Annotated in this window: 34 protein-coding genes and 1 tRNA gene; 27 read left to right on the top strand and 8 right to left on the bottom strand. The window is 38.9% G+C overall.

The features are described from left to right. The first annotated feature begins 1 nt into the window (after position 1). The 16 genes from DV427_RS02240 (at position 2) to DV427_RS02165 (ending at position 10326) form a co-directional block, all read left to right on the top strand. On the top strand, positions 2 to 1234 hold the full coding sequence (locus DV427_RS02240; protein WP_114891170.1) for a phage portal protein: 1233 nt from the start codon (positions 2 to 4) through the stop codon (positions 1232 to 1234). Continuing rightward, on the top strand, positions 1218 to 1574 hold the full coding sequence (locus tag DV427_RS02235; protein ID WP_005626382.1) for a phage head closure protein: 357 nt from the start codon (positions 1218 to 1220) through the stop codon (positions 1572 to 1574). The genes DV427_RS02240 and DV427_RS02235 overlap by 17 nt, the downstream gene beginning before the upstream one ends. Continuing rightward, positions 1561 to 1875, top strand: a complete 315-nt coding sequence (locus DV427_RS02230; protein ID WP_114891169.1) for a head-tail connector protein — start codon at positions 1561 to 1563, stop codon at positions 1873 to 1875. Before DV427_RS02235 ends, DV427_RS02230 begins: the two co-directional genes overlap by 14 nt. Positions 1876 to 1891: 16 nt before the next feature. After that, entirely contained in the window at positions 1892 to 2248 is a 357-nt protein-coding gene (locus tag DV427_RS02225; protein WP_114891168.1) for an HNH endonuclease signature motif containing protein, read from the top strand. Positions 2249 to 2667: 419 nt separating this feature from the next. Then, positions 2668 to 3042, top strand: a complete 375-nt coding sequence (locus DV427_RS02220; protein ID WP_005626376.1) for a phage terminase small subunit P27 family — start codon at positions 2668 to 2670, stop codon at positions 3040 to 3042. Between the two features lie 7 nt (positions 3043 to 3049). Continuing rightward, positions 3050 to 4717, top strand: coding sequence for a terminase large subunit (locus DV427_RS02215; protein ID WP_114891167.1), 1668 nt, complete (start codon positions 3050 to 3052; stop codon positions 4715 to 4717). 10 nt (positions 4718 to 4727) lie between these two features. After that, the gene (locus tag DV427_RS02210) at positions 4728 to 5183 is read left to right on the top strand and encodes an HK97-gp10 family putative phage morphogenesis protein (RefSeq protein ID WP_114891166.1); all 456 of its coding nucleotides are present in this window, start codon (positions 4728 to 4730) and stop codon (positions 5181 to 5183) included. A 201-nt stretch (positions 5184 to 5384) separates the two neighbouring features. Then, the gene (locus DV427_RS02205; RefSeq protein ID WP_114891165.1) at positions 5385 to 5996 is read left to right on the top strand and encodes a hypothetical protein; all 612 of its coding nucleotides are present in this window, start codon (positions 5385 to 5387) and stop codon (positions 5994 to 5996) included. A gap of 107 nt (positions 5997 to 6103) precedes the next feature. Beyond that, a complete protein-coding gene (locus DV427_RS02200; RefSeq protein ID WP_114891164.1) occupies positions 6104 to 6325 on the top strand; it encodes a helix-turn-helix transcriptional regulator in 222 nt (73 codons plus the stop codon). 94 nt (positions 6326 to 6419) lie between these two features. Continuing rightward, complete coding sequence (locus DV427_RS02195) at positions 6420 to 7010, top strand: host cell division inhibitor Icd-like protein (RefSeq protein WP_420920539.1); 591 nt, start codon at positions 6420 to 6422, stop codon at positions 7008 to 7010. Further along, on the top strand, positions 7003 to 7251 hold the full coding sequence (locus DV427_RS02190; protein ID WP_114891163.1) for a hypothetical protein: 249 nt from the start codon (positions 7003 to 7005) through the stop codon (positions 7249 to 7251). Before DV427_RS02195 ends, DV427_RS02190 begins: the two co-directional genes overlap by 8 nt. Continuing rightward, positions 7244 to 7444: a hypothetical protein gene (locus DV427_RS02185; RefSeq protein WP_114891162.1), complete on the top strand. Its 201-nt coding sequence runs from the start codon at positions 7244 to 7246 to the stop codon at positions 7442 to 7444. The genes DV427_RS02190 and DV427_RS02185 overlap by 8 nt, the downstream gene beginning before the upstream one ends. Beyond that, complete coding sequence (locus DV427_RS02180) at positions 7434 to 7640, top strand: hypothetical protein (RefSeq protein WP_046942480.1); 207 nt, start codon at positions 7434 to 7436, stop codon at positions 7638 to 7640. Before DV427_RS02185 ends, DV427_RS02180 begins: the two co-directional genes overlap by 11 nt. Further along, positions 7627 to 8184: a hypothetical protein gene (locus DV427_RS02175; protein ID WP_114891161.1), complete on the top strand. Its 558-nt coding sequence runs from the start codon at positions 7627 to 7629 to the stop codon at positions 8182 to 8184. Before DV427_RS02180 ends, DV427_RS02175 begins: the two co-directional genes overlap by 14 nt. Beyond that, on the top strand, positions 8177 to 8569 hold the full coding sequence (locus tag DV427_RS02170) for a hypothetical protein (RefSeq protein WP_114891160.1): 393 nt from the start codon (positions 8177 to 8179) through the stop codon (positions 8567 to 8569). Before DV427_RS02175 ends, DV427_RS02170 begins: the two co-directional genes overlap by 8 nt. Beyond that, positions 8557 to 10326, top strand: a complete 1770-nt coding sequence (locus tag DV427_RS02165) for a DNA primase family protein (RefSeq protein ID WP_114891159.1) — start codon at positions 8557 to 8559, stop codon at positions 10324 to 10326. Before DV427_RS02170 ends, DV427_RS02165 begins: the two co-directional genes overlap by 13 nt. A gap of 171 nt (positions 10327 to 10497) precedes the next feature. On the opposite strand, the gene DV427_RS02160 is transcribed toward DV427_RS02165, so the two are convergent. From DV427_RS02160 to DV427_RS02125, 8 genes are all read right to left on the bottom strand, one after another. Next, positions 10498 to 11724, bottom strand: a complete 1227-nt coding sequence (locus DV427_RS02160; protein ID WP_114891158.1) for a tyrosine-type recombinase/integrase — start codon at positions 11722 to 11724, stop codon at positions 10498 to 10500. Between the two features lie 187 nt (positions 11725 to 11911). After that, positions 11912 to 11997: transfer RNA gene (locus tag DV427_RS02155), tRNA-Leu, on the bottom strand. A 24-nt stretch (positions 11998 to 12021) separates the two neighbouring features. Further along, positions 12022 to 12363 carry a preprotein translocase subunit SecG gene (gene secG / locus DV427_RS02150; RefSeq protein ID WP_005676206.1) on the bottom strand — a complete coding sequence of 114 codons (342 nt, stop codon included), beginning with the start codon at positions 12361 to 12363 and terminating at the stop codon, positions 12022 to 12024. A 108-nt stretch (positions 12364 to 12471) separates the two neighbouring features. After that, positions 12472 to 14427 carry a DNA topoisomerase III gene (locus DV427_RS02145; protein ID WP_114891157.1) on the bottom strand — a complete coding sequence of 652 codons (1956 nt, stop codon included), beginning with the start codon at positions 14425 to 14427 and terminating at the stop codon, positions 12472 to 12474. A 15-nt stretch (positions 14428 to 14442) separates the two neighbouring features. Then, complete coding sequence (gene recR, locus DV427_RS02140) at positions 14443 to 15045, bottom strand: recombination mediator RecR (protein ID WP_114891156.1); 603 nt, start codon at positions 15043 to 15045, stop codon at positions 14443 to 14445. Between the two features lie 62 nt (positions 15046 to 15107). Then, positions 15108 to 15437, bottom strand: a complete 330-nt coding sequence (locus tag DV427_RS02135) for a YbaB/EbfC family nucleoid-associated protein (RefSeq protein ID WP_114891155.1) — start codon at positions 15435 to 15437, stop codon at positions 15108 to 15110. A gap of 168 nt (positions 15438 to 15605) precedes the next feature. Next, positions 15606 to 16451 carry a 23S rRNA (adenine(2030)-N(6))-methyltransferase RlmJ gene (locus DV427_RS02130; RefSeq protein WP_114891154.1) on the bottom strand — a complete coding sequence of 282 codons (846 nt, stop codon included), beginning with the start codon at positions 16449 to 16451 and terminating at the stop codon, positions 15606 to 15608. A 72-nt stretch (positions 16452 to 16523) separates the two neighbouring features. After that, the gene (locus DV427_RS02125) at positions 16524 to 19124 is read right to left on the bottom strand and encodes a penicillin-binding protein 1A (protein ID WP_114891153.1); all 2601 of its coding nucleotides are present in this window, start codon (positions 19122 to 19124) and stop codon (positions 16524 to 16526) included. Positions 19125 to 19222: 98 nt separating this feature from the next. Here DV427_RS02125 and DV427_RS02120 point away from each other — a divergent pair, with 98 nt between their 5' ends. The 11 genes from DV427_RS02120 (at position 19223) to DV427_RS02070 (ending at position 26976) form a co-directional block, all read left to right on the top strand. Next, positions 19223 to 20020, top strand: coding sequence for a type IV pilus biogenesis protein PilM (locus tag DV427_RS02120; protein ID WP_114891152.1), 798 nt, complete (start codon positions 19223 to 19225; stop codon positions 20018 to 20020). Further along, positions 20021 to 20530 (top strand): competence protein B, encoded by a 510-nt coding sequence (locus DV427_RS02115; RefSeq protein WP_114891151.1) that lies wholly within the window; start codon positions 20021 to 20023, stop codon positions 20528 to 20530. Further along, on the top strand, positions 20527 to 21048 hold the full coding sequence (gene comC, locus DV427_RS02110) for a competence protein ComC (RefSeq protein WP_114891150.1): 522 nt from the start codon (positions 20527 to 20529) through the stop codon (positions 21046 to 21048). Before DV427_RS02115 ends, comC begins: the two co-directional genes overlap by 4 nt. Further along, positions 21045 to 21458, top strand: a complete 414-nt coding sequence (locus DV427_RS02105; RefSeq protein ID WP_114891149.1) for a competence protein — start codon at positions 21045 to 21047, stop codon at positions 21456 to 21458. Before comC ends, DV427_RS02105 begins: the two co-directional genes overlap by 4 nt. A 9-nt stretch (positions 21459 to 21467) precedes the next feature. Further along, positions 21468 to 22805, top strand: coding sequence for a type IV pilus secretin PilQ family protein (locus tag DV427_RS02100; protein WP_114891148.1), 1338 nt, complete (start codon positions 21468 to 21470; stop codon positions 22803 to 22805). A gap of 12 nt (positions 22806 to 22817) precedes the next feature. Then, complete coding sequence (locus DV427_RS02095) at positions 22818 to 23504, top strand: ComF family protein (RefSeq protein ID WP_114891147.1); 687 nt, start codon at positions 22818 to 22820, stop codon at positions 23502 to 23504. A 75-nt stretch (positions 23505 to 23579) separates the two neighbouring features. Continuing rightward, entirely contained in the window at positions 23580 to 24176 is a 597-nt protein-coding gene (nfuA, locus tag DV427_RS02090) for a Fe-S biogenesis protein NfuA (RefSeq protein ID WP_114891146.1), read from the top strand. Between the two features lie 67 nt (positions 24177 to 24243). Further along, positions 24244 to 25041: an NAD(+) diphosphatase gene (gene nudC, locus DV427_RS02085; protein ID WP_114891145.1), complete on the top strand. Its 798-nt coding sequence runs from the start codon at positions 24244 to 24246 to the stop codon at positions 25039 to 25041. 32 nt (positions 25042 to 25073) lie between these two features. After that, positions 25074 to 25664 (top strand): YjaG family protein, encoded by a 591-nt coding sequence (locus tag DV427_RS02080; RefSeq protein ID WP_114891144.1) that lies wholly within the window; start codon positions 25074 to 25076, stop codon positions 25662 to 25664. Between the two features lie 137 nt (positions 25665 to 25801). Beyond that, complete coding sequence (locus DV427_RS02075; RefSeq protein ID WP_005634530.1) at positions 25802 to 26074, top strand: HU family DNA-binding protein; 273 nt, start codon at positions 25802 to 25804, stop codon at positions 26072 to 26074. A 128-nt stretch (positions 26075 to 26202) separates the two neighbouring features. Further along, a complete protein-coding gene (locus DV427_RS02070; RefSeq protein ID WP_114891143.1) occupies positions 26203 to 26976 on the top strand; it encodes a DeoR/GlpR family DNA-binding transcription regulator in 774 nt (257 codons plus the stop codon). Positions 26977 to 26990: the final 14 nt, after the last annotated feature.

Here is a 26990-nt window from a genome sequence, read left to right as displayed (position 1 = left end):
TATGTGGAATCCTTTTAGACGAAAAGAGCAACGTAGCGAGCCAACCACAATCGAAGAGCTTTTATCTTACATGGGCGTAAACAATACAGGCGCGGGCGAATTTGTCAGTCCACAAACTGCAGAATCGTTACCCGCAGTAATGAATGCCGTTACCGTCATTTCGGAGGCGGTGGCATCAATGCCTTGTTATCTATACGCACTAAAAGAAGATGGCCGAGAAAGAATCTATCGTCATCCTGTTGAATATCTTCTCAATGAAATGCCAAACCGCAGCCAAACACCGTATCAATTCAAAAATACGATGATGCGCCATTGTTTGCTAAATGGTAACGCTTATGCCGTGATTGAGTGGAATAACAAGGGCGAACCAATAAGCCTTACTCCTTATCAACCAAGCGCGGTAAATATCTTCCGTAAAGTAACAGGTGAATATATTTATCAAATCACAGACTTAAACGGGGTAACAAAAAACTATCTTCAAGATGAGATTTTACATTTACGCCATAGTTCTGTTGATGGATTTATGGGGCGTTCTCCGATAACAGTTTGTCGTGAAACGGTCGGATTAGGTTTAGCCCAACAACGCCATGGTGCAGCCATTATGAAAAACGGATTGATGGCAAGCGGGCTTATTTCAACAGCAGAATGGTTAGATGATGCAAAAGCACAGAAAGCCGTCAAAGCCCTTGAACGTTACAAAGGGGCAAAGAATGCTGGCAAAACGCCTATTCTTGAAGGCTCAATGGAATATAAACAATTAGGCATGACAAACCAAGATGCAGAATGGTTAGCCAGTCGCACGTTTACCATTTCCGATATAGCCCGAATCTACAATATTAGCCCGATTTTCTTACAAGACTACTCGAATAGTAGCTATTCGAATTTCAGTGAGGCAAGCCGAGCATTTCTTTCTCAAACCTTGCGCCCTTGGCTTACTAACTTTGAGCAACAACTCAAAGATGCCTTGATGATTGATTTAGGCAGCAACAGCAAGAAACGTTACTTAATCGAATTTGATACAAGCGACTTATTGCGCACCAGTCAAAGCGAACGTTTCAGTAGCTATGATGTAGCAATCAAAGCGGGTGTAATGTCTCCAAATGAAGTTCGCCGCCGTGAAGGTTTACCGCCTTATGAAGGTGGAGATGAATTTAGCCAGGCTTGGAAACAAACCGTAGAAGTTAAACGCGATGATAAACAAGAACAGGGGGCAAGTAATGGCAGTGATGCTTAAGGCTGGGAAATATAACAAGGTCATCACCATTGAGGCGAGAAACTATCCCCGAGAGCGAGAAACTAATCTACACGGTGAACACAAAGCATTTTGGAAACATATCGCAACCGTCCGCGCCAGTGTAGAGCCATTGCAAGGGCGAGAGTATTTTAGTGGCCCATTTCAAATGGGTGAAAACATCATCCGCATTCGCATTCGCTACATTGAGGGCATTACAAACAAAATGCGGATTAAATACGGTAAACGACTATTTGATATTTATTCGGTGATTGACAGTATGGAATCACACCGAGAATTGCAGTTAATGTGTAAAGAGGGCGAGGCTTATGGGGAATATTAATTTAACCCTAGATGACATCAAAGCGCATTTAAATCTTGATCATGATTTAGATGATGCGTTACTAGAAACTTATAAGGTCGCGACATTGGAAGTATGCCAAAAGCATATTGGCAAAACCTTTGGTGATGAAGAAACAGGAAATACCGTTCCGTTTACGCCATCAATTAAAGTCGGCTGCTTAATGTATATCGCCTATCTCTACACAAACCGTGAGGCTATAACAGATTTAGCCAATCTTAAACAAGCACCAATGACGATTTCCGCATTATGGGAAGTCTATAGAGAGCCTTGCGCTTACTAAGGATTTAGTAACTGATATGCCTTATCAACCGTTAAAACGTTGTAGTTATCCTGGGTGTAGAAACAAAGTGAAGTGTGGCAGATGTGAAGAGCACAAGCCAAAGGACAACCGCCCAAACAGCAGCGCACGAGGTTACGATCACAAGTGGAGTAAATACCGAGCACAATACTTAAAGCATCACCCTCTTTGCGTGATGTGCTTAGAGAAAGGTATCTACACGCCCGCTACAGTGATAGACCATATCAAGCCAATTGAGAACGGACAAGCAGACCCGCTATTTTGGGTTGAATCTAACCATCAATCTTTATGCCGTGATTGCCATAGTTATAAAACACGAGTGATAGACCAACGCGGATTTGGTGCGAAGAAGTAAACCGTTTCTATATCGAAACAATTAAAGTATGGGCATATGTACACGGTTGAGTTGAGTACATAAGTGTACAACTGAATTATGAGCATATGTACACAGTTGAGGTGTTTCGATATCGCAACACCTGAATTATGGCGATATATCCACAGTTGAGTTGTGGTCATATGGTAACAACTGAGCTATGGTACTAAGAAATAGAGCTGCCCTCAAAATTGAGGAGAGGTCGTTATAACCTCAACTGTTGCATATGGTAAGCGAAAAAATTCGCCTACCAGCCGACGCAAAATTGCGTTGGTTAAATTTGATTTATATCAAACTTTTACTGGTGGGGGGAGTTTCAGAAAGAAAATGGCAAGCCTAAAGAACCGCCCGCCCCCTTTAATTTTTATGCAAGGAAATTTTTTTGAAAATAAGGAAACACAATGACAGCCAAAAAGAAGAATTTACACACCCCGCCAAGTTTTTTAGATCCGATTGCTAAATCAGTATGGAAAGAGCGTATCCCTCAACTTCTTGAACGTGGCGATATTCAAGATGCCGATTTAATTCACCTTGAGTTATATTGCGTGAACTATTCTCTTTTCCGTGCTGCCGTTGAAGATATTCACAAAAACGGCTTTTCAATCGTCAATAGCCAAGGCACGCAATCAAGAAACCCTGCATTATCCGCGAAAGCTGATGCAGAAAAAGTGATGGTGAAAATGTCCTCACTGTTAGGCTTTGATCCAGTTAGCCGCAGGAAAAATCCTGTTGAAGTTGATTCAACCGATATGATTGATGAAATCCTAACCATGTAGGCTAAATATGGCAATCTGGCACGCATACGCAGAGAAAATTCAATCAGGTGAAATCGTGGCTTGTAAGAAGATAAAACAAGCCGTAGCGCGTTATTTTAACGATTTAAACAACCCCGATTATTTCTTTGATCAAAGTGCGGTAGAAAAATTTATCGCTTTCTCGAAACTATGCCCACACGTTAAAGGACACTTGAGAGGTGAGCCGATTATTCTTTCAGATTGGCAAGTTTTTCTCTTTGCCAACATTCTAGGATTTAAACGAAAAGATACAGGATTAAGAAAATATCGCTCTGCTTACGTTCAAGTGGCAAGAAAAAACGCCAAATCAACGGTAGCAGCCGTTTTAGCCAATTGGTTTTTGGTGATGGAAGGCGGCCAACAAGATATATACACGGCAGCCGTGAGTCGAGATCAAGCCCGAATCGTTTTTGATGATGCGCGCCAAATGTGCTTACTTTCGCCTTTACTGAAAAAACGGCTCAACATTCAACAGCACAAACTCATCAACCCGAAGAACAACAGTATCATGCGACCACTTGCCGCCAAATCATCAACCATTGAAGGCACAAACCCTAGTTTAGCGATTGTTGATGAATATCACCTACACACGGACAACCGCGTCTATAGCGCGTTAGAACTAGGACAAGGCGCACGCCCAGAAGGTTTACTCTTTGCCATAACAACGGCTGGCAGCAACGTGATTTCGGCTTGTAAACAGCATTATGATTATTGCGCTCAAATCCTTGAAGGGAATGAGCAGAACGACAGCTTGTTCGTATTGATTTTTGAATTAGATGAAGAAAGTGAAATCGACAAACAAGAGAACTGGATAAAAGCCAATCCCAATATTGGTAAATCCATTCCTTACCTTGATTTTGAGAACACTATCAAGAAAGCGAGGGGAATTCCTTCCGAATGGGTGGAAATGCTCACCAAGCGATTTAATGTATGGTGCCAAGGCACAACCCCATGGCTCGGCGAAGGAAACTGGGCGCAATGCGAACGCAAGTACACCGAAAGCGATTTACTTCACCAAGATTGTTATTTAGGACTGGATTTATCTAGCACCAATGACTTAACCAGTCTTTGCTATACCTTTCCACAAGGGAAGAAAGTGCGGTTAGTTACTCGGCATTATATCCCCGAATTTCAACTTAATAACGTGGCAAATAAAAACCGTGCAATGTATCGAAACTGGGTGCGTAGTGGTTGGCTGATTGCAACCGAGGGCGACTGTATCGACTACGACAAAATCAGAGATGATATTTTGAAAGATGCACAACGTTTCAATATTAAGATGATTGGCTTTGACGTATGGAATGCCACTCACCTACGCACACAATTACAAGCGGCAGGGCTTGAGGTTGAACCATTCCCGCAAACCTATCAACGATTTAGCCCGGTGGCAAAAAGTGCAGAAGTGCTAATCAATAGACAGATGATAGAACATCATGGCGATCCAGTGCTTACCTGGGCGTTATCCAATGTGGCGATGGAAACTGATGCCAACGCCAACATTAAACCAAACAAGAAGAAAGCCGCAAACAAAATCGACCCAGCCGTAGCCTTTCTAATGTCATTCGGCACTTATCAACTTGAATATGGCGATTTGATTTTCGAGCTTTCAGATGAACACAAACACGCATTAGAACAATTTAATGGTATTGATTTATAGGAGGAATAAAATGGGCGACTTTAGTAACGCAATTGAACAATTTAGAATAAAGATTGAAAACCAGTTAAGGATAGAACAACCAAAGGCGATCAAAAAAGCATTAAACGCAGCAGCACAAGTATTAAAAGATGAAATTAAACCTATTGTTCCAACTCTATCCAAGAGTACTGATTTTAGAAAAAAAGGCACGGTAAAAAACAATGTGCGCCACAGAACAAGATTATTTAAAGATAAAAGCGGTGGGATAACTATTGTTCGCATACGTAGAACTAAAGGCCGCAGAATGGCAAGCGTTCGAGATAACACCAAAGACCGCACCGACCCTTTTTATTGGTTTATGTTAGATCGTGGAACGAGAAAAATGAGCGGTGCACATTTTATGGAAAGAGCATGGGGTAAAGGGAAATCAAGGGCTATTAATACTGCAAAAAAAGTATTCATTAGTGAAATGAAAAAACTAAATTAAAAAAATAAAGCCCGACTAAGCGGGCTTTTTTTGCAACAATATCTGACTTACAAGTTAAGTGGCCATCATCTACCACTCTGTTCATTCCTGAACGTTCTTATTATATCTCAAACCAAATAACAAAAAAACAATCGTAGCCTATCGTAACCCAGCAATATAAAATAAATTCGAAAAGAGAACTTATCCCAAAAGGTAAATGATATGGCGGACCTTAATAAAATAAACCAAGAATATTTGATGCATCTCCAAGAGGAAAGAGAACTATTGAATAGCATGATTTATGATGATTTGAAGAAAGGGAAAAAAAGAGATTTACAAGAACAAGATTTGGAATTCTTAATTTCTCAAATTAAATCATCAGTAAAATCAATTGAAAACCAATGCATTATAGAATTTGTTCATATTTTAAAAGAGCAAAATATTGATGCAGATAAAATAAATGTAATCATTCAATCAATAATCAATAAAAATAACCAAAACACCGCACTTTTAAATTATCTCCTGGACAACGTATTTAATGTAATAAAGCAGTTACAAAGTCGTATTAATGTCGCTCATAAATTCAAAATGCATCTTCAAGGTAAAACAGACAAAGAACCGAAGAGCGAGAAAAAATTTGTACAAACATTTGCCGCAGAAGTATGGGATAAAGACCCTGATATAACAAGAAAAGAGATACTAAACCGTGTAAAAGAAATTAGAAGAATTAATGCTGCAGACAGCACTATCTTGAGAAATTGGCTTGAGGAAATTGATCCAAAGGCTAAAAATGGTGAGAGACGAAAAAGAAAATCAAAAAAAATGACGAACTAGTGTATATAAACCGTTTTTAGCAATTATTCCAAATCTTTAAATCCTTTCTAATACCTCTCGTAACGTTACACCACGCATTTTATGTTTAACTACGAGAGGTATTTTTCATGAACGAAGCTCAAAAATTAAATCTGAATTTAAACCCACAGCAAAAACTAATCTCTGGTGAAACCACTTGCCATATTGTTGGCTTTGGTCGTACCAAACTCAACTTGCTTGTAAAAGCTAAAAAATTTCCTCAACCAATCCGCTTTTCACAAAACTTTGTCCGTTGGGATTTAGAAGAAGTGAATCAATGGATTGAAGAACAGAAGGCTGCACGTGCTTAATCATTGGTTAATAGAAAAGAAAAACGCCATAGTGACGAAAAAAGAACTATGGCGTAACAATTTAGAAACGATTCTAATTTAAGGAGGTAACCATATGGGTGGTTACAAAACTATTTTATCAGAAATCTTTATAAAAAACACTTTACAAAGTGCGGTGAAATTTGGCATTATTTTCTCGCAATCAGAAAAAGTGATTGCCAGCCGTGAGAAGCTGAATTTATACAAGGCGAACGATAGCACGCCACAAAACCGTGCTTTTTTTGTTCGTGACATTCGCACACCTCAAAATAAATTGCGGATTTTTCAACATTTATCAACAATTTATTCTTCAATGGTAGAGCGTAATGAGCCGTCTATGACGGGCTGTCTTCCTTGTATGGCAGTTTCTCACCTCGTTACGTTCTACCGCCCGACCGTGAGAAGTCTAGCGGTAGTTCCTGAAAATTTATACAAGGACACCGCAGAAATGATCTACAAATTTCTTTGCGTCAATCGCACACAATCGCATTTTAACTTATGCGTCATATCTCTTAATTCTACCACTGAAGAACAGGCACGCTTGAGCCTATCTGCTGATTATCGTTTTATTGCGGTGGTGGCGAGAATCAATCCTCAAAACAACCGCACTTTAGCGGCACTTCCTACCCTTTCTGTATCTGCTGAAATGGAGGTGGCACATGGCTAACCGCATTATCCAAGTAGAACAATGCCAGATTAATTTGTTAAAGCTCCAGATGGACGGATTAAGTCAATTAGAAAGCATGTTATTGGCGTTATATATCAACCCTGATGTGCTCGATGAAATGGATTCTTTTGATATTGCCTACACTATCAAAGGTATTAAGAACCTCTTGAGTTATATCAAAGTTGATATGGAAGAACGTATAGCTTTTATTGAAGGCGTACAGGAGGTAAGCAATGACTGAACAAGTAAACCTCCCCTATCAATTAATCTTTGTTTATGACGATGGCGCCCAATTCATAGCAGGCGAATATGGCACGCTTAGAGATGCGTTACAGGCAAAAATCAGATGTAAGCACGAAATGGGACAAACCGATATTTGCGGTCGAGTGTTAGAAGTGATCACGATTTTGAAAGGGGGAGACAATGAAAGCTAAAAAAATCAAAGCATTCAAAGAACCCTATACACCGACACCCGAGCAGTTAGAGAAATCTTGTAAACGGATTAAACAATTCTTAGCCTTTGCAGAAGATTATCTACACTCTGGACACTACAAAGGACTGGCGGCATCAATCGAACAAATCAAGAAAGCAGCAACAATTAGAAAGGTGGCACAACATGAAACCAAGTAACCCAATGCAACAACTTCAACAGTGGAAAGATAACCGCAATGCAAATCTGCATTCTGCTAACACCAACAAGACCAAAATTGGACCCGTTAAAAGTTCGGTTAAAAATTTAGGTAACCTCAAATTTGAGGAGACCTCAAAAACACAACAGGAGACGCAAGGCGAGACCAAAAACAAATATCAAGGGAAACTCTACGCGAATCCATTAGCCTTTAAATTCGCCCAGCTCACACGCCAATTCAAGCTGATTTTAGATAGCAACCGTAAATGTTTAGAAGTCTATCCTGATGACTTCCATCACAAAATCAAGTTTAGAGATGAACTTACTGATTTAGTGGTGAGATTAAAAACAGGCGGAAAGTTATTTAATGAAATGGTTAAGGCGCAAGGCGCAAAACTTAACCCAAATAACCAAGAAACAATCAGAAACTTTAATCAAGCTAATGACTACTTAATCCATAAGTTCGGTGAAGTTATCGCACAAATAAACCAACTCAATATTGAACGCATTGAAGGTGATAAATTGCAAGGGGGAAATAATGAGTAAAACTGCTTTTATTTTAACTGCTGGCTATCACGTTGTTGATGATTTATTTATGCTGACTGTTGTCGCAATGCGAGAAAGCAAAGGGGATATTTTAAGCCTTCATCGAGATTATGCTCGACAAGGGAAACTAACGAACGTCAGAGCCATTAATTTAAACCATTACACGCTAGAAATTAGCTTAGGCAATGCACGCGCTCCCATTATTCATGCAGAGGGAAAAAGAGAACGTGCGGAGGCTGAGGAAGCGATAGCACCTTTTAAATCTATCTACCCTACTGCTCAAATTCGAGTGATTCAGTTCAAGGACGCATTTTTATTTAAGCAATGCGCAGGAATTGGATTAGGGATTGATGCGGAGCAAGGAGGCCAACAATGGCTAAATTAATCAATGCACCGCACCTTGCGGATCAAATTCATGAACCTTACTCTGATATTTTTATTCTTGCTGGGCGTAAAGCTTGGCAAGCATGGGATAACGGAAAGGGTGAAGAATGGCTCTTGTTATGTTCTTTAATTCACGGATTAGATAGCACTATAAAACCAGTTATTCTTGCTGAAAAACAATTAGAGAATATTTCATCTATCCGCATAGTCAAAGAAGATCAACAATCAGTAAAACTTGTTCAATATGGTGAGCTGGCACAAGCTGAAATAACGGCTATTTGTCAAAACTTAGCTAAAAACTCTGATGCAATAGATGTCAAACTTCTTGATTCTGCAGCGGAGACTAAAGAAGATTTAAGTGCTTATATTCAACTCTTACGCAATGATAAAGATACTGCAGACTTCGCAGAGAAAATAGTACCGTCAGAGAAACTAAAAGAAAAAGACGGGACGAACAAAAAATCACGAGCCTTTCAAAAGTGGTTAAATTTAGATATGGCACTGCAGCGTGGTTGCAGAGAAATCTATGCTTATGATGGCAAAACGTGGAATAAACAAGAAAATGATGACTTGGAAGAGAAAGCAGTTAAATTTCTCGATGAAAATGAATTTAACTACAGCGATTCTACAATAGAGCGGTTAATCAAGACATTAAAAGCCCAATTGCCAAGAATGGGAGAAATGTCTAACGATTTGATAGCCTTTGAGAATGGCGTGTTAAATCGCAATACAATGGAATTTGAATCGCATAATCGGCAAAACTGGCTAACCTCTTTTATTCCTCATAAGTATGATAAACAGGCTGCAGATACGCCACACTTTGATAAATGGTTGAGCTTTGTATCTGATGGAAACAAAGAGAAAGCAAGAAACATTCTAGCCGTTTTATATGCGATCTTAACCAATCGTTACAACTGGCAAATGTTCTTTGAAATTACAGGAAAGGGGGGAAGTGGTAAATCTGTGTTTGCCAGTATCGCCACTTTGTTGGCTGGTATAAAAAACACTGCATCAAGTAATTTAGAAAAGTTTGATGATGAACGCGGACTATCTGGACTTGAAAATAAAACGCTGATTTTATGCCCTGAACAATCAAAATATGCTGGAGACGGCAGCGGTTTGAAATCTATCACTGGCGGGGACACTGTAAGGGTGAGATATAATTATCAAGATCCATTTGATGTAAAAATCACGGCCCTAGTTATGCTGATAAATAATAGACCTTGTTCATTTACAGAGCGTTCTGGTGGAGTTGATCGAAGACGTGTTATTTTTGACTTCAAAAAGATAGTGCCAGAAGATGAACGCGATCCGCATTTTATGGATAAAATCACTCTAGAAGTGGGCGGAATTATTCGCAAGGTGTTTGATTCATTCCCTGATCCAAATGATGCGAAAAAGGCTTTAAAAGCACAAATGGAAAGCCAAGAGGCGTTAGAAGTAAAAAAACTATCTGATCCACTTACAGACTTCTTTGGTTATTTCTACACGACAGAACAAACAGATGGGCTTTTTATTGGTGTTACAAGCATGGGATTAGACAAAATAAGAACGCACCTTTATCCAGCTTATTTAGCCTATACAAAAGCGATGAATATCGCTGAATTAGGGCTGAACAATTTTGTAATTGGGGTTGAGCAAGCCTTAAAACAGAATGGCAATAAACATGATTTCATGAAGAAACATACCAAAACTGGACGTAGGACAAATATCCATTTTAAGGATTTTGATAGTTTTCGAAATGAAATGTTTAGTTAAAAATAGCGGGTTAAACCCCGCTTTTTTATTGAGTCTTCACCAAAAGGTGAAGGCTTGGTGAAGGGTTAAAAGGGTAGTTTTCACCATTTAAAGTATTGATTTATAAATAAAAAGCATCAAAGGTGAAGAGGTGAAGACTAAAACCTATAAAAAACTTTTTTAATATACTAATTATAAATTTAAGTTCATTCCGCAAGATTCACAATAATCACCGATAAGCTGCATTATGGGTTTTCTTTCTTCTAAATAATTATATCGATTGTAAGTATTTTCTAAGTCGTCTCCGCCTTCTAATAAATGAGAGAGAATAGTTTCAGATACATTTCGTTCAACTTTATGAGAGGCTAAGAATGTTTTAATAAACGCACGGATGCCGTGAGCAGTTAATTTATCTTTATAGCCGATACGTTTTAGAGCAACATTTACGGTTGCTTTATTCATGGGTTGATTTTTTGATGAGCGGCCAGCAAAAACAAAAGAGCTATTTTCTGAAAACAGTTTCATCACTTCTAAAAGCTGAATTGCTTGTGAAGATAAAGGCACAGTATGCGGTCGTTTTTTATCTGCTTGTCCTTTCATTTTTTCTTTGGGGATATTCCACAACTTGTTATCAAAATCAATTTCTGACCATTCCGCATTTACCGCCTCTTTTGGTCGTAATGCCGTTAAGAATGACCAACAAATTAATAAATAGGTTTTTTTCCCTATACGAGCATTTTCTAAGTCTTGGAATAATTTTGAGAGTTCATCAAGTTTAATAGTGGGATGTGGCGTAGAGGATTTTATATAGAAGTTTTTCACGGCCAATCTGCAGTTATGGCTTTCTATGATACCTTTTGTTATTGCATGATCCATAATGGCACCGACAAGCTGGTGGATTTTTTTGAGCGTGTTACTTCTATCTGCTATTTTTTCATAAATGCTAACTAACTCTTTTACTTTTATTTCTGATACATGCTTATCACCAATATAAGGGAAGATATGATTTTTCAATCGTTCCCAATTCTTTTCTCGTGTTTCTGGATTTTTAGCTTTTTCTTTGTAAATACCATTAAAGTAACTTTCTGCAACAGAATGGAATGTATCTTTTAGACGGTTTTCATATTCTTGTTGGATGCGTATTTTTTCTTCTTGTGGATCGATACCTTTCGCAAGTAACGCACGGTATTCTTCACGTTTAGCACGAGCATCTGCTAATGATAATTCTGGATAACTGCCTAAGGCCATTTTGGTTCTTTTCCCGGTTACTGGTCTAGCGTAGTTAAATCGCCAGCTTTTAGAACCACTAGGTAAGATTAGCAGCAATAAGCCCTCACCATCAGATAGGGTATATTCTTTCTCTTTTGGTTTAGCATTTTTGATTTCAGTCGGAGATAAAGGTTTTACTATTCTGGCCATCTTGTAATTTCACTGATAAGGTTTTAGTAACCATTATAAGTTTTGGTTACTATTTTGGTTACTAAAATTTGCGATTAAAGACAATTAGAGACGATTAGATATGAGGGGTGAAAGTGCTATAAACCCTTGTGAAACCTGGATAAAACAAAACCCTGCGATTAGTTTCGCAGGGCTTTGTTTAGTCAAATGGTGCTCTGGGCGAGACTTGAACTCGCACGACCTGTGGTCACTACCCCCTCAAGATAGCGTGTCTACCAATTCCACCACCAGAGCGTTAATTTTTATGCTAATCCTATTTTATTGTGGGATGTCGCTATTTTTATTTTCTTTCGCTGGAGCTGCTTGTTGTTGCTGAACTTGCTCTGCAGCTTGTGATAAATCGTCAAAAGCACCTTTTTGAATATTGCCTTTATGTGAATTCATGTTACCTAAAACAAGAGCAATAACAAAAAATGCGGTTGCTAAAATCGCACTGGTACGTGTTAAAAAGTTACCTGCACCAGCAGAGCCAAACATTGTACCTGATGCGCCACCACCAAAAGATGCACCCGCGTTCGCCCCTTTACCTTGTTGAACGAGAATAAACCCGATCAAGGCAATCGCGACAACAACATAAATAAATAAAAGAACTTGATACATTTTTTCTCTCTAATTTGCAATTTTGCAAGAAAACTGGTCGTGAATGTTATAGAAAATTCAATTTTCTCGCAAGTGCTTTGCATAAAAAAAATATTAATTGGTTTAACTTTAATCAGTTTCACCGCTTGATTTACTCGATTTTTTTACCGCACTTTTAGGTTTCATTCTATCGGATTTAATCATTTTAATGCGGCTTAATTGTCTTAATTCATTAAGATCTACAAAACGGACTAAATCAGGCAACATTTGATTCAAGTTATGCATAAATTGTTGATAGGTTGCTTGTTTTTGACTAATGTCTGTGAGTTGCGATTCCCAATGAGCCGTCATATCTGGTTGGGTGGCAATATCTGGTAATGCCTGAATTAAAATTCTTCCAGTTTCTGTACTGTGAATATTTCGCCCTTTTTTCGTTAAAAAACCGCGTTTAAAAAGTAATTCAATGATGCCTGCGCGAGTAGCCTCTGTACCCAATCCATCCGTTTCTCGCAGGATTTTTTTGAGTTCTTTATTCTGTACAAATCGTGCAATGCCCGTCATTGCTGAAAGCAAGGTTGCATCTGTGAAAGGCTTTGGCGGCTGAGTTTTTTTACTTATGACTTCTCCGCGTTCACAATGCAAAATTTGACCTTTCTTTACTATTGGTAATAGGGGTTCTTGATTTTCTGTATCGTCTTCTTTGCCTAACAATTCTTTCCACCCGGCAGTTTGTAAATTTCGCGCTTGAGCTATAAAAGTACCGCCGGCAATGTTTAATGTGATTTTGCTTTTACGATATTCTGCGTCAGGACAAAATTGCATTAAATATTGGCGAGCGATAAGGCTGTAAATATTACGTTCTTCTTGTGTTAGATTTACTGGACGATTTTTGGCTGTTGGAATGATTGCATGGTGAGCTTCTACTTTTTTATCATTCCAACAGCGATTTCTTTGTTCAGTTGAAATGACATTTGGTAAGCGTTGATAAGCTTCACAATGGGTTGAAATTGCATTTAGTACATTGTGTCGTTCGGCAAAATGCTCTTCGGGCAAATAGCGACAATCAGAACGCGGATAAGTAATCAAACGATGAGTTTCATATAGGCGTTGGCACGTATCTAATACGACTTGAGCGGACATGCCGAATCGTTTTGCTGCATCAATTTGTAACGCAGAAAGGGAATAAGGCAAGGGCGCCGTTTCTTTTTCACGAACGTCTTTGTATTCGGTTACTTCTGCAGGTTGATTTGTAATACGTTTTACAACGTTTTCTGCTAAGCCTTTAGAAAGCACTCTGCCATCATCATCTTGATAATCTTCACAAGCTTTGCTAGGTTGCCATAAGGCACTGAAAAGTGCGGTTGAGTTCTCCTGAGTTTTTTCCTCTTTATTCTCTGGACTAATCCAAGCCTGTACTTCAAAGAAATCTTTGGGTTGGAAATGTTCAATTTCTAAATCTCGACGTACAATTAAACCTAGCACGGGGGTTTGCACCCGGCCAACCGAAAGCACGCCATCATAGCCAGTTTGTCTGCCTCGAATGGTATAGGCTCTAGTCATATTAATGCCATAAAGCCAATCGGCGCGGGCTCGTGCGAGTGCAGATGTGGCAAGAGGAATAAAGTTACGGTTGGGTTGTAATTTTTTAACCGCTTTTTCTACCGCACTTGGATTCAGGTCGCTAATCAAGCAGCGTAAAATTTTATCGCGTTTTTCGGCAGATAAATTGGCATAACTGAACACTTCATCTACAAGTAATTGTCCTTCTCTATCAGGGTCTCCTGCATTAACAAGTGTATCAGCTTGATGGATTAGTTTTTCTACCACAGAAAGTTGTTTTTTCACTTCTTTTCTTGGTAAAAGTTGCCATTTTTCAGGAATGATAGGGAGATGTTCTAAACGCCATTGTTTGAATTTAGGATCATAGGCATCGGGTTCAGCTTGCTCGAGCAAATGCCCTACACACCAAGTTACCACATCATTATCGCCACATTTAATAAAACCCTCCCCGCGTTGATGGGGTTTGGGGAGCACATCAGCAATAGCGCGAGCTAAGCTTGGTTTTTCGGCGATAAATAAACGCATAATGGTATGAGAAGATTAGTCGATTTGACGACGGCCTAGAAAAGAGTGAGTAAGCGTTGTGCCGTCCACAGTTTCCAGTTCACCACCGACAGGAATGCCATGAGCGATACGACTCACTTTGATATTATGTTGGCGGCATATTTCAGCGATGTAGTTTGCTGTTGCATCGCCTTCCACTGTTGGGTTTGTTGCAAGAATCACCTCGTGGAAAGATTCTTCTACTAAACGTTTTTGCAGTAAATCTAAGCCAATTTCGCGAGGACCAATACCATCAAGTGGTGATAAGTGCCCCATTAAGACAAAATAACGTCCTGAAAATTGTCCCGTTTGCTCAATCGCCTGAATATCTGCTGGCATTTCAACGACACAAAGCAAACCTGAATTTTGACGACGTGGATTATTGCAAATGTTGCAAGTATCTTCTTCCGTAAAGTCTCGACATTGTGAACAATGGCCAATTTTAGACATGGCTTCTGTGAGTGCTCGAGCTAAATTCATTCCACCGCTACGATTACGTTGTAAAAGATGATAAGCCATACGTTGCGCAGATTTAGGCCCTACGCCTGGAAGACAACGTAAGTTTTCAATAAGGTGTTCTAAAAGTGGACTGCTTTGCATAGTGATTTAATGAGAGGCAAATGAGAGATGACGCGTGAATCTTATCTTCACGCGCCTAATAATTAAAACGGAAACTTCATTCCTGGAGGTAATGGCATTCCAGCAGTAACCGATGCCATTTTTTCTTTTTGTAATTCTTCTGCACGACGTACCGCATCGTTAAAAGCGGCCGCGATTAAATCTTCTAACATTTCTTTATCGTCTTCCATTAAAGACGGATCAATGTTAATGCGACGGCAGTTGTGTGCACCATTAATTGTGATTTTCACTAAACCTGCACCAGATTCACCCGTTACTTCTAGTTGCGCGATTTCTTCCTGCATTTTTTGCATTTTTTCTTGCATTTGTTGGGCTTGTTTCATTAAGCCGCCTAAACCGCCTTTTCCAAACATAATGTTATCCTTTATTAAGTCAAAAATTGCGTGCATTCTAGCGAAAAAATGGGCTTTTGGGAACAGTGTGGTTAATGATTTGGGGGATTTAAAATCTCAGAAAATTTCACCGCACTTTTGAAGTAAAGTGCGGTGAAATTTAGTGCGGTTTAGAATGGGAAGAGACGGTTATTCTGGAGTAATCCATTCGACAGTCCAGCTTCCTGTACCTTCTGGAACTAATGTTTTTGTGAGATAAGGCAAAATTTCTTTCATTTGGGTTTCTAATGTCCAAGGTGGGTTAATTACTACCATACCGCTTGCCGTCATACCTCGTTGATCGCTATCAGGGCGAACTGCGAGCTCAATTTTTAGAATTTTTCTAATCCCCGTTGCTTCTAATCCCTTAAAAATACGTTTAGTTTGTTGGCGTAATACAACAGGATACCAAATCGCGTAGGTACCAGTGGCAAAACGTTTATAACCTTCTTCAATGGCTTTGACGACGAGATCATAATCTTCTTTTAATTCATAAGGCGGATCGATTAGCACCAAGCCACGGCGTTCTTTTGGTGGTAGTGTTGCTTTGACTTGTTGAAAGCCATTGTCACATTTTACAGTGACATTTTTGTAGTTGCTAAAATTATTGCGAAGGATTGGATAATCGCTAGGATGAAGCTCAGTCAATAGTGCACGATCTTGTGGGCGCAATAATTCCGCGGCAATTAACGGGGAGCCAGCATAATAACGTAGTTCTTTGCCACCATAATTGAGTTTTTTGATCATTTTTACATAACGTGCAACATCTTCGGGTAAGTTTGTTTGATCCCACAAGCGTCCAATACCTTCTTTATATTCCCCTGTTTTTTCTGATTCGTTTGAGAATAAACGATAACGACCTACACCAGAGTGCGTATCTAAATAAAAAAAGCCTTTTTCTTTGAGTTTAAGATTTTCTAAAATGAGCATTAAGACGATATGTTTCAAGACATCAGCATGATTGCCCGCATGGAATGAGTGACGATAACTCAGCATAATATATCCTTTGTTTAATAACGAAGGCGAGCCAATTGACTCGCCTGATTGTGCACTAAAGTGCGGTCATTTTTAGAAGAGTTCTTCTGGTTGTGCAGCTGGCGTTGGCGTATTGCCTTCATTATTTAAGCGTTGCTGTAACTCTGTAGGAACATAATAACCACGCTCTTGCATTTCCGAAAGATAGGTACGTGTCGGTTCAGTACCTACAATAAAGTATTCTTTACGTCCACCATCTGGAGAAAGCAATCCAGTCATCGTATCAATACTTTTTTCCATAATTTTCGGTGGTAATGGCAATTTACGTTCAGGTTTATCGCTCAATGCAGTTTTCATGTAAGCGATCCAAGCTGGCATTGCTGTTTTCGCACCCGCTTCTCCGCGCCCGAGTACACGTTTGTTGTCGTCAAATCCGACATAAGTTGTAGTGACTAAGTTTGCACCAAATCCTGCATACCAAGCCACTTTTGAACTGTTGGTCGTACCTGTTTTTCCGCCTATATCGCTACGTTTAATAGTTTGCGCAATACGCCAGCTAGTCCCTTTCCAGTCTAAACCTTGTTCTCCATAAATAGCCGTATTTAAGGCGCTACGAATGAGAAAGGCAAGTTCGCCACTAATGACGCGTGGCGCATATTCTATTTTCGACGAAGCATTTTTTGCTGAGGCCATTAAATCAATTGCATCTTCCTTAAGTACGGTGACATTTGACTGTAATTCTGGCAGTTCAGGCACAGTTTCAGGTTGTTGATCAACTTCTTCACCGTTTGTACTGTTATCTGATGGTTTTAAGGCATTTTCGCCTAAAGGAATATTCGCAAAGCCGTTGATTTTGTCTTTCGTTTCGCCATAAACCACAGGGAGATCATTACACTCAATACAAGCAATTTTAGGGTTTGCAATAAATAGGTCTTTACCCGAGTTATCTTGAATTTTTTCAATGATATAAGGTTCAATGAGGAAACCGCCATTATCAAACACCGCATAAGCTCTAGCCATTTCTAATGGTGTGAATGATGCTGCGCCAAGTGCTAAGGCCTCACTTGCAAAATATTGATCACGTTTAAAGCCAAAACGTTGTAAAAACTCTGCTGTGAAATCAATACCTGCCGTTTGGATAGCACGAATAGCAATCATATTTTTAGATTGACCTAGTCCTACGCGTAAACGCATTGGACCATCATAACGATCAGGTGAGTTTTTTGGTTGCCACAAATTTTGTCCTGGTTTTTGAATAGAAATTGGGCTGTCTTGTAATACGCTAGAAAGTGTTAAACCTTTTTCTAATGCTGCTGCGTAAATAAATGGTTTAATAGAAGAACCCACTTGAACTAAGGATTGTGTTGCTCGGTTGAACTTACTTTGTTCATAGCTAAAGCCACCAACAATGGCTTCAATCGCGCCATTATCTGAGTTAAGAGATACCAACGCAGAGTTAGCTGCTGGAATTTGCCCTAATTGCCATTCACCATTAGTACGTTGACGAATCCAAATTTGTTCACCTACTTTTACAGGATTGCTTCTGCCAGTCCAACGCATTGCATTAGTGGATAGCGTCATTTTTTCACCTGATGCTAATAATAGATCCGCACCACCTTTTGTTATTCCAACCACGGCTGCGGGAATAAATGGCTCAGAATCTGGCAGTTTGCGTAGAAAACCGACAATGCGATCATTATCCCAAGCTGCTTCACTTTTTTGCCATAAAGGCGCACCACCGCGATAACCGTGACGCATATCATAGTCAATCAAGTTATTACGCACAGCTTTTTGGGCTTCAGCTTGGTCTTTTGAAAGCACAGTGGTAAATACTTTATAACCACTGGTGTAGGCGTTTTCTTCACCAAAACGGCGAACCATTTCTTGGCGAACCATTTCAGTGACATAATCTGCACGAAATTCAAATTTTGCGCCATGATAACTGGCAACGATCGGCTCTTTTAATGCAGCATCATATTCTTCTTTGCTGATGTATTTTTCATCCAACATTCGGCTTAACACCACATTGCGGCGTTCTTCTGAACGTTTTAAAGAATAAAGCGGGTTCATGGTTGAAGGTGCTTTTGGTAAACCTGCGATAATGGCCATTTCCGATAACGTTAATTCATTTAATGATTTACCGAAATAGGTTTGTGCAGCCGCCGCAACACCATAAGAACGATAGCCTAAAAAGATTTTGTTTAAATAAAGCTCTAAGATTTCTTGTTTAGTGAGGGTATTTTCAATTTCTACGGCAAGTACGGCTTCACGAGCTTTACGAATAATGGTTTTTTCTGGGGTTAAGAAAAAGTTACGTGCTAATTGTTGGGTGATCGTACTTGCACCTTGTGATGCGCCACCATTATTCACTGCAACAAATAACGCGCGTGCAATACCGATAGGGTCTAATCCGTGATGATCGTAAAAGCGGCTATCTTCTGTCGCTAAAAATGCATCAATTAAGCGTTGTGGTACTTCAGATAATTTCACTGGAATACGTCGTTGCTCACCCACTTCACCAATTAATTTACCGTCAGCCGTATAAATCTGCATTGGCTGTTGTAATTCAACGGTTTTTAATGCTTCTACTGAGGGCAATTCTGATTTTAGGTGGAAATACAGCATTCCGCCTGCGACTAAACCTAAAATACATAAAGTTAATAGGGTACTAAATATTAATTTTGCGATCCGCATCGTAAAATTCTCGCTTCGTTAATGAATATTCTTGTCAAGAGACCTATGATTTGGCTGCTAAGTATAAAAGATTCAGCCTTTAAAGAATAGGAAAGAATATGCAATTCTCCCTGAAAAATCACCGCACTTTACAAATTGGTATTCACCGTAAGCAAGGTGATTTTGATTTAGTGTGGTTTGATGAACTTGAACAGCCACGATGTTATCAAGCCTCTATCAATGATAGTGATTTAAAAAATCGTTTTTTGCGACATTTAAAAACCCAATCTAAAGGGAAAACCTTTTCTTTGCAGTTTGTGGCAAGTATTTCGGCTCACTTGACTTGGTCGAAAGTATTAATGTTGCCGCAAATATTAAATGCGCAAGAATGTCATCAACAATGTAAATTTGTGATTGAGAAAGAGTTACCCATTCCTTTAGAGGAATTGTGGTTTGATTATATTTCTACTCCGTTAAAGCAAGGTTTTCGTTTAGAGATTACAGCAATTCGAGAGGCGAGTGCTCAAACTTATTTGCAAGATTTTCAACCATTTAAAATTAATGTGTTAGATGTTGTTCCTCATACCATCTTGCGTGCATTTCAATATTTGTTGAATGAACAAGCGTGGTCAGAAAATACCTTATTTTTATTTCAAGAAGATGACTATTGCTTTGCGATTTGTGAAAGATCTCAGCAATCGCAAATTTTACAATCTCACGAAAATTTGACCGCGCTTTATGAGCAATTTACCGAACGTTTTGAAGGGCAACTTGAACAAGTTTTTGTGTATCAAATTCCTTCAAGTTATACGCCATTACCCGAAAACTGGAAGCGAGTAGAAACAGAACTCCCTTTTATTGCGCTTGGCAACGCGCTATGGAAAAAAGATTTATATCAACAAAAAGTGAGTAGTTAAATGTCGATGAATTTATTGCCTTGGCGTACTTATCAACATCAAAAGCGTTTGCGTCGTTTAGCTTTTTATATCGCTTTATTTATCTTGCTTGCTATTAATTTAATGTTGGCTTTTAGCAATGTGATTGAACAACAGAAACAAAATTTGCAGGCGCAGCAAAAGTCTTTTGAGCAACTTAATCAGCAACTTTACAAAACTACCACGCAAATTGATCAGTTACGCAGTGTGGTGAAAGTTGGTGAAGTTTTGCACTCTCTCACGAATGGGCAAGTTCAAAATAGTTTGCAGCAATTAAGTGAATTGCCTCTTCAGAAAGGCGAATTGAACCGATTTAAACAAGATGGTCATAACTTAAGTTTGGAGGGGCGAGCGCAAGATCAAATGGAATTTGAGTCGGTACATCAATTTTTAAAGCAACATTTCCCCAATGTTAAATTAAGTCAAGTTCAGCCTGAGCAACATACATTGTTTTTTCGCTTTGATGTGGAAGAAGTTGGAGAAGATAAGTGAAAGCCTTTTTGAACGATCCTTTTAGTCCTTTTGGAAAATGGCTGAGTCAGCCTTTTTATGTGCACGGTTTAACTTTTTTATTGTTATTAAGCGCGGTGATTTTTCGCCCTGTTTTAGATTATATCGAGGGGAGCTCACGTTTCCATGAAACCGAAAATGAGCTAGCGGAGAAACGTTCAGAATTGTTGCATCAACAGAAAATTTTAACCTCTTTACAGCAGCAATCGGAAAGCCGAAAACTTTCTCCAGAACTGGCTGCGCAAATTATGCCTTTGAATAAACAAATTCAACGTTTAGCTGCGCGTAACGGTTTATCTCAGAATTTACGTTGGGAAATGGGGCAACAGCCTATTTTGCATTTACAGCTTACTGGGCATTTTGAAAAAACGAAGACATTTTTAACCGCACTTTTAGCTAATACGTCACAGCTTTCTGTAAGTCGGCTGCAATTTATGAAACCCGAAGACGGCCCATTGCAAACCGAGATCATTTTTCAGCTAGATAAGGAGGTAAAATGAAGTATTGGTTTTTCCTAGTTGCATTATTTTTTATGAATTGTAGTTGGGGACAAGATCCTTTCGATAAAACACAGCGTACCCATTCTCAGTTTGATAACGCACAAACAGTAATGGAGCAGACAGAAATAATTTCCTCAGATGTACCTAATAATCTATGTGGAGCGGATGAAAATCGCCAAGCGGCTGAAATTCCTTTGAACGCTTTAAAATTAGTGGGCGTAGTGATTTCTAGAGATAAAGCCTTGGCGTTATTGCTGGATCAGAATTTGCAAATTTACAGCGTTTTAGAGGGCGTTGATGTGGCTAAAGAGGGCTATCTAGTGGAAAAAATTCATCAAAATAAAGTGCAATTTATGCGTAAGCTCGGTGAGCAATGTGATAGCACTGAACAGAAAGAATTAAGTTTTTAAAGGAAGATTATGAAGAAATGTCTTTTAAAGTGCGGTTATTTTTTAGTGTGTTTTTGTTTGCCATTAATCGTTTTTGCTAATCCTAAAACAGATAACGAACGTTTTTTTATTCGTTTATCTCAAGCGCCTTTAGCTCAAACACTGGAGCAATTAGCTTTCCAACATGATGTCAATTTAGTGATGGATGAGACGCTAGAAGGCAATATTTCTTTGAAATTAGATAATATTGATATGCCACGTTTGCTACAAATAATCGCTAGAAGTAAGAAGCTTACTTTGAATAAAGATGAGGGTATTTACTATCTGAATGGAGGGCAATCTGGCAAAGGTCAAGTTGTCGGAAATCTCTCTGCAAATGAACCGTACTTAGTGAGCCATACGGTAAAACTCCATTTTGCTAAAGCCTCTGAATTAATGAAATCCTTAACCACAGGAAGTGGCTCTTTGCTTTCTCCTGCTGGGAGCATTACCTTTGATGATCGCAGTAATTTACTGGTTATTCAGGATGAACCTCGTTCTGTGCAAAATATTAAAAAATTAATTTCTGAAATGGATAAACCTATTGAGCAGATTGCTATTGAAGCACGTATTGTGACAATTACGGATGAGAGTTTGAAAGAACTTGGCGTTCGGTGGGGGATTTTTAATCCAACGGAAAATGCTGTGCGTGTAGCAGGTAGCCTCGCAGGCAATAGCTTTGAAAATATTGCGGATAATCTTAATGTAAATTTTGCGACAACGACGACACCTGCTGGCTCGATAGCATTACAAGTCGCGAAAATTAATGGGCGATTGCTTGATTTAGAATTGAGCGCTTTAGAGCGTGAAAATAATGTAGAAATTATCGCAAGTCCTCGCTTACTCACTACCAATAAGAAAAGTGCGAGCATTAAACAAGGTACAGAAATTCCTTATGTTGTGAGTAATACTCGTAATGATACGCAATCTGTGGAATTTCGTGAGGCAGTGCTTGGTTTGGAAGTGACGCCACATATTTCTAAAGATAACAATATTTTGCTTGATTTATTAGTGAGCCAAAACTCACCAGGTTCAAGAGTCGCTTATGGACAAAACGAGGTGGTTTCTATTGATAAGCAAGAAATTAATACTCAAGTTTTTGCCAAAGATGGAGAAACCATTGTGCTTGGTGGTGTGTTCCACGATACGATCACAAAAAGCGAAGATAAAGTGCCAGTACTTGGCGATATACCTGGCATTAAACGATTGTTTAGTAAAGAAAGTGAACGACATCAAAAACGTGAGCTCGTGATTTTCGTGACACCGCATATTTTAAGAGCGGGAGAAACGTTAGAGGCGTTGAAACAAAAAAGTGCAGGCAAAAAATAACTTTTTTAGACGATGAATTTTTTTAATTTTCGCTGTATCCACTGTCGTGGCAATCTTCATATCGCAAAAAATGGGTTATGTTCATGTTGCCAAAAACAAATTAAATCTTTTCCTTATTGCGGTCATTGTGGTGCGGAATTGCAATATTATGCGCAGCATTGTGGTAATTGCCTTAAACAAGAACCTAGTTGGGATAAGATAGTCATTATTGGGCATTATATTGAACCACTTTCTGTATTGATTCACCGTTTTAAATTTCAAAATCAATTTTGGATTGACCGCACTTTAGCTCGGCTTTTATATCTTGCGGTGCGTGATGCTAAACGAACGCATCAACTTAAATTGCCAGAAGCAATCATTCAAGTGCCTTTATATCATTTTCGTCAGTGGCGACGAGGTTATAATCAGGTTGATTTATTATCTCGGCAATTAAGTCATTGGCTAGATATTCCTAATTTGAACAATATCGTAAAACGCGTGAGACACACGCATACTCAACGTGGTTTGAGTGCAAAAGATCGTCGTCAGAATTTAAAAAATGCCTTTTCTCTTGCTGTTTCGAAAAATGAATTTCCTTATCGTCGTGTCGCACTGGTGGATGATGTAATTACTACCGGTTCTACGCTCAATGAAATCTCAAAATTGTTGCGAAAATTAGGTGTAGAGGAGATCCAAGTGTGGGGGCTGGCGCGGGCTTAATATAAAGCACTGGAAAAAAAAACGCGATGAGCGTATTATTCCCGATACTTTCTCTCAAGTATTTAGGACATAATTATGGAACAAGCAACCCAGCAAATCGCTATTTCTGATGCCGCACAAACGCATTTTCGAAAACTTTTAGACACGCAAGAAGAAGGAACGAATATTCGTATTTTCGTCGTTAATCCTGGCACCCCTAACGCGGAATGTGGCGTATCTTATTGCCCACCTAATGCCGTGGAAGAAAGTGATGTTGAAATGAAATATGACACTTTTTCTGCATTTATTGATGAGGTCAGCCTGCCTTTCTTAGAAGAAGCAGAAATTGATTATGTTACCGAAGAGCTTGGTGCACAACTGACCTTAAAAGCACCAAATGCTAAAATGCGTAAGGTGGCTGATGATGCGCCATTAATTGAACGTGTTGAATATGTGATTCAAACTCAAATTAATCCACAGCTTGCAAGTCATGGTGGACGTATCACCTTAATTGAAATTACTGAAGATGGTTATGCAATTTTACAATTCGGTGGCGGCTGTAATGGTTGCTCAATGGTGGATGTTACGTTAAAAGATGGCGTAGAAAAACAACTTATTAGCTTATTCCCGAATGAATTAAAAGGTGCAAAAGATGTAACCGAACATCAGCGTGGAGAGCACTCTTATTATTAGTGAGTGGTAAAAAGAAAATTTATAATAACCGCACTTTGAAAGTGCGGTTATTTTTATGGAGTAAAAAATGAAAACACTTCATCCAGATGATTTTGGTTATTGGTTGCTTACTCAAGGTTCGAACCTTTATTTGCTGAATAATGAGTTGCCTTGTGGTACGGCTAAAGCGCTTGGAATGGAAGGATTGCAGGCAATGCAAATCGATGAATGGAAAAATCATCCATTGTGGCTTGTGGCTGAGCAACAAAGTGATGAACGAGAATATGTAAGTTTGCGTGGATTACTTTCACTGCCAGAGGATGAATTCCATATATTAAGTCGTGGCGTGGAAATTAATCATTTCCTGAAAACCCATAAATTTTGTGGAAAGTGCGGTCATAAAACACAACAAATTCAAGAAGAGCTCGCTGTGCAATGTACTCACTGCGGGTATCGAACTTATCCTGTAATTTGCCCATCCATTATTGTTGCGGTTCGATGTGGCAAAGAAATATTGCTTGCTAATCACAAGCGTCATTATCACCCGAATGGAGGAATGTATACCACTCTTGCAGGTTTTGTAGAAGTCGGTGAAACATTTGAACAAGCGGTGCGTAGAGAGGTTTTTGAGGAAACAGGAATTTTGATAAAAAATATTCGTTATTTTGGTAGCCAGCCTTGGGCATTTCCGAATTCTCAAATGGTCGGTTTTCTGGCTGATTATGAGAGCGGTGAAATTACTTTGCAGGAAAGTGAAATTCATGATGCGCAGTGGTTTTCTTATGATCAACCCTTGCCAGAATTACCTCCAACAGGTACTATCGCTCGCAAATTAATTCATGTGACGCTTGAACTCTGTAAAGCAGAAAATAAATGCGATTCATAAATATTCCAACTCTTACGAATTAAGGAAATAAGATGCGAAATCCGATTCATAAACGCTTAGAAAACTTAGAAAGTTGGCAACATCTTACTTTTATGGCTGCTTTATGTGAACGTATGGCACCAAATTTTAAATTGTTCTGTCAAATGAACGAGCTTAGCGTTGAAGCTAAAACGTATCAAAATATTCTCAATTTGGTGTGGGAATATTTAACGGTTAAAGATGCCAAGATCAACTTTGAAAATCAGTTGGAGAAATTGGAAACGATTATTCCTGATGTGAATAATTATGAGAGTTTTGGTGTTGTGCCGGCGTTAGATGCTTGCCAGGCTTTAGCTGAAATTTTACACGCTATTATCGCGGGTGAAACATTAGAAAGAGCGGTGGAAATGAGTTTAATTTCTTTAGGTACGGTAACGAGTTTATTGGAAACTGAAACGGGGAGACATTGGTCGGAAAGCGAACTTAAAGAAAGTGAAGATATTCAAGCGGAACTCGATGTGCAATGGCAAGTTTATCGTTTACTTAAAGAATGTGAAAAACGTGATATTGAATTAATTTTAGATTTAAAAAATGAGATCCGAGCCGAGGGAATCTCTAATATTGGTATAGAATTTCATCAATAACGTGAGATTTGTCACAAATTTTAAAAATCTTGCTTTTAATTCATCGTAAGTTAGATTATCCTTTGCACAGCTTTTGTGGTTCGCCCACAGGCATATTTTGAAGAGTCAAATTTTTATTTAACAGAAGGTACAAATTTATGAACAAAACAGATTTAATTGATGCAATTGCAAGCGCTGCAGAATTAAACAAAAAACAAGCTAAAGCTGCGTTAGAAGCTACTTTAGAAGCGATTACTGCAAGCCTCAAAAAAGGTGAACCTGTACAATTAATCGGTTTCGGTACATTCAAAGTAAATGCACGTGCTGCACGTACTGGTCGTAACCCACAAACTGGTGCTGAAATTAAAATCGCAGCATCTAAAGTGCCAGCGTTTGTATCTGGTAAAGCATTAAAAGATGCAATCAAATAATTAATATTTGAATGATTTTTAAACCCTGCCAATGAGCAGGGTTTTTTGTTACCTAAAATTTACTTTACAAAACAATATTGTTTACATAAACTTTCGAACCGAAATTTATTGCATTTAAGGATAGCTTTATGAGAAAAAGTAGCCAGCCTCGTAATACTAAACAACGTCGCCATACTATTATGCAACTTTTGCAAGAACAAGGTGAAGTGAGTGTAGAACAGCTAGTGCAACTTTTTGATATATCTGAAGTCACTATTCGTAAAGACTTAAGTGCGCTAGAAACAAATGGTTTTTTATTGCGTAAATACGGTGGCGCAATTTTAATGCCAAAAGAAATTATTGATGAAAACGAAAATGATGAACTTACGAAACGAAAGTTTGTCATAGCGAAAGCTGCCTCCGAACGTATTCGTGATCATAACCGTATTATCGTAGATAGCGGTAGTACTACGGCGGCTTTGATTAAACAACTTAATTTAAAACAAGGCTTAGTAGTCATGACGAACTCGCTTTCGGTGGCAACAGAATTGAGAGCATTAGAAAATGAGCCAACGTTACTGATGACTGGTGGAACTTGGGATACTCGTTCGGAATCGTTTCAAGGAAAAGTAGCTGAACAGGTGCTACGTTCTTACGATTTTGACCAACTTTTTATTGGTGCTGATGGCATTGATTTAGCGCGAGGTTCTACGACTTTTAATGAACTTGTAGGGTTAAGCCAGGTGATGGCGGAAGTTTCTCGCGAAGTTGTTGTGGTGGTGGAATCTCAGAAAATTGGTCGGAAAATGCCAAATTTAGAATTAACTTGGCAACAAATTGATGTGCTTATTACTGATACGGGATTGTCAGAACAAGATAAACAAGCCATTTGGGCTCATGGCGTAGAAGTCATTTGCGTATAAAGTGCGGTTAAAAA

The sequence above is a fragment of the Haemophilus haemolyticus genome, assembly GCF_003351405.1.
Taxonomy (GTDB): domain Bacteria; phylum Pseudomonadota; class Gammaproteobacteria; order Enterobacterales; family Pasteurellaceae; genus Haemophilus; species Haemophilus haemolyticus_N.
Note: the sequence above shows the minus strand (reverse complement) of the source record. Positions and strands in the feature narration are given on the sequence as shown.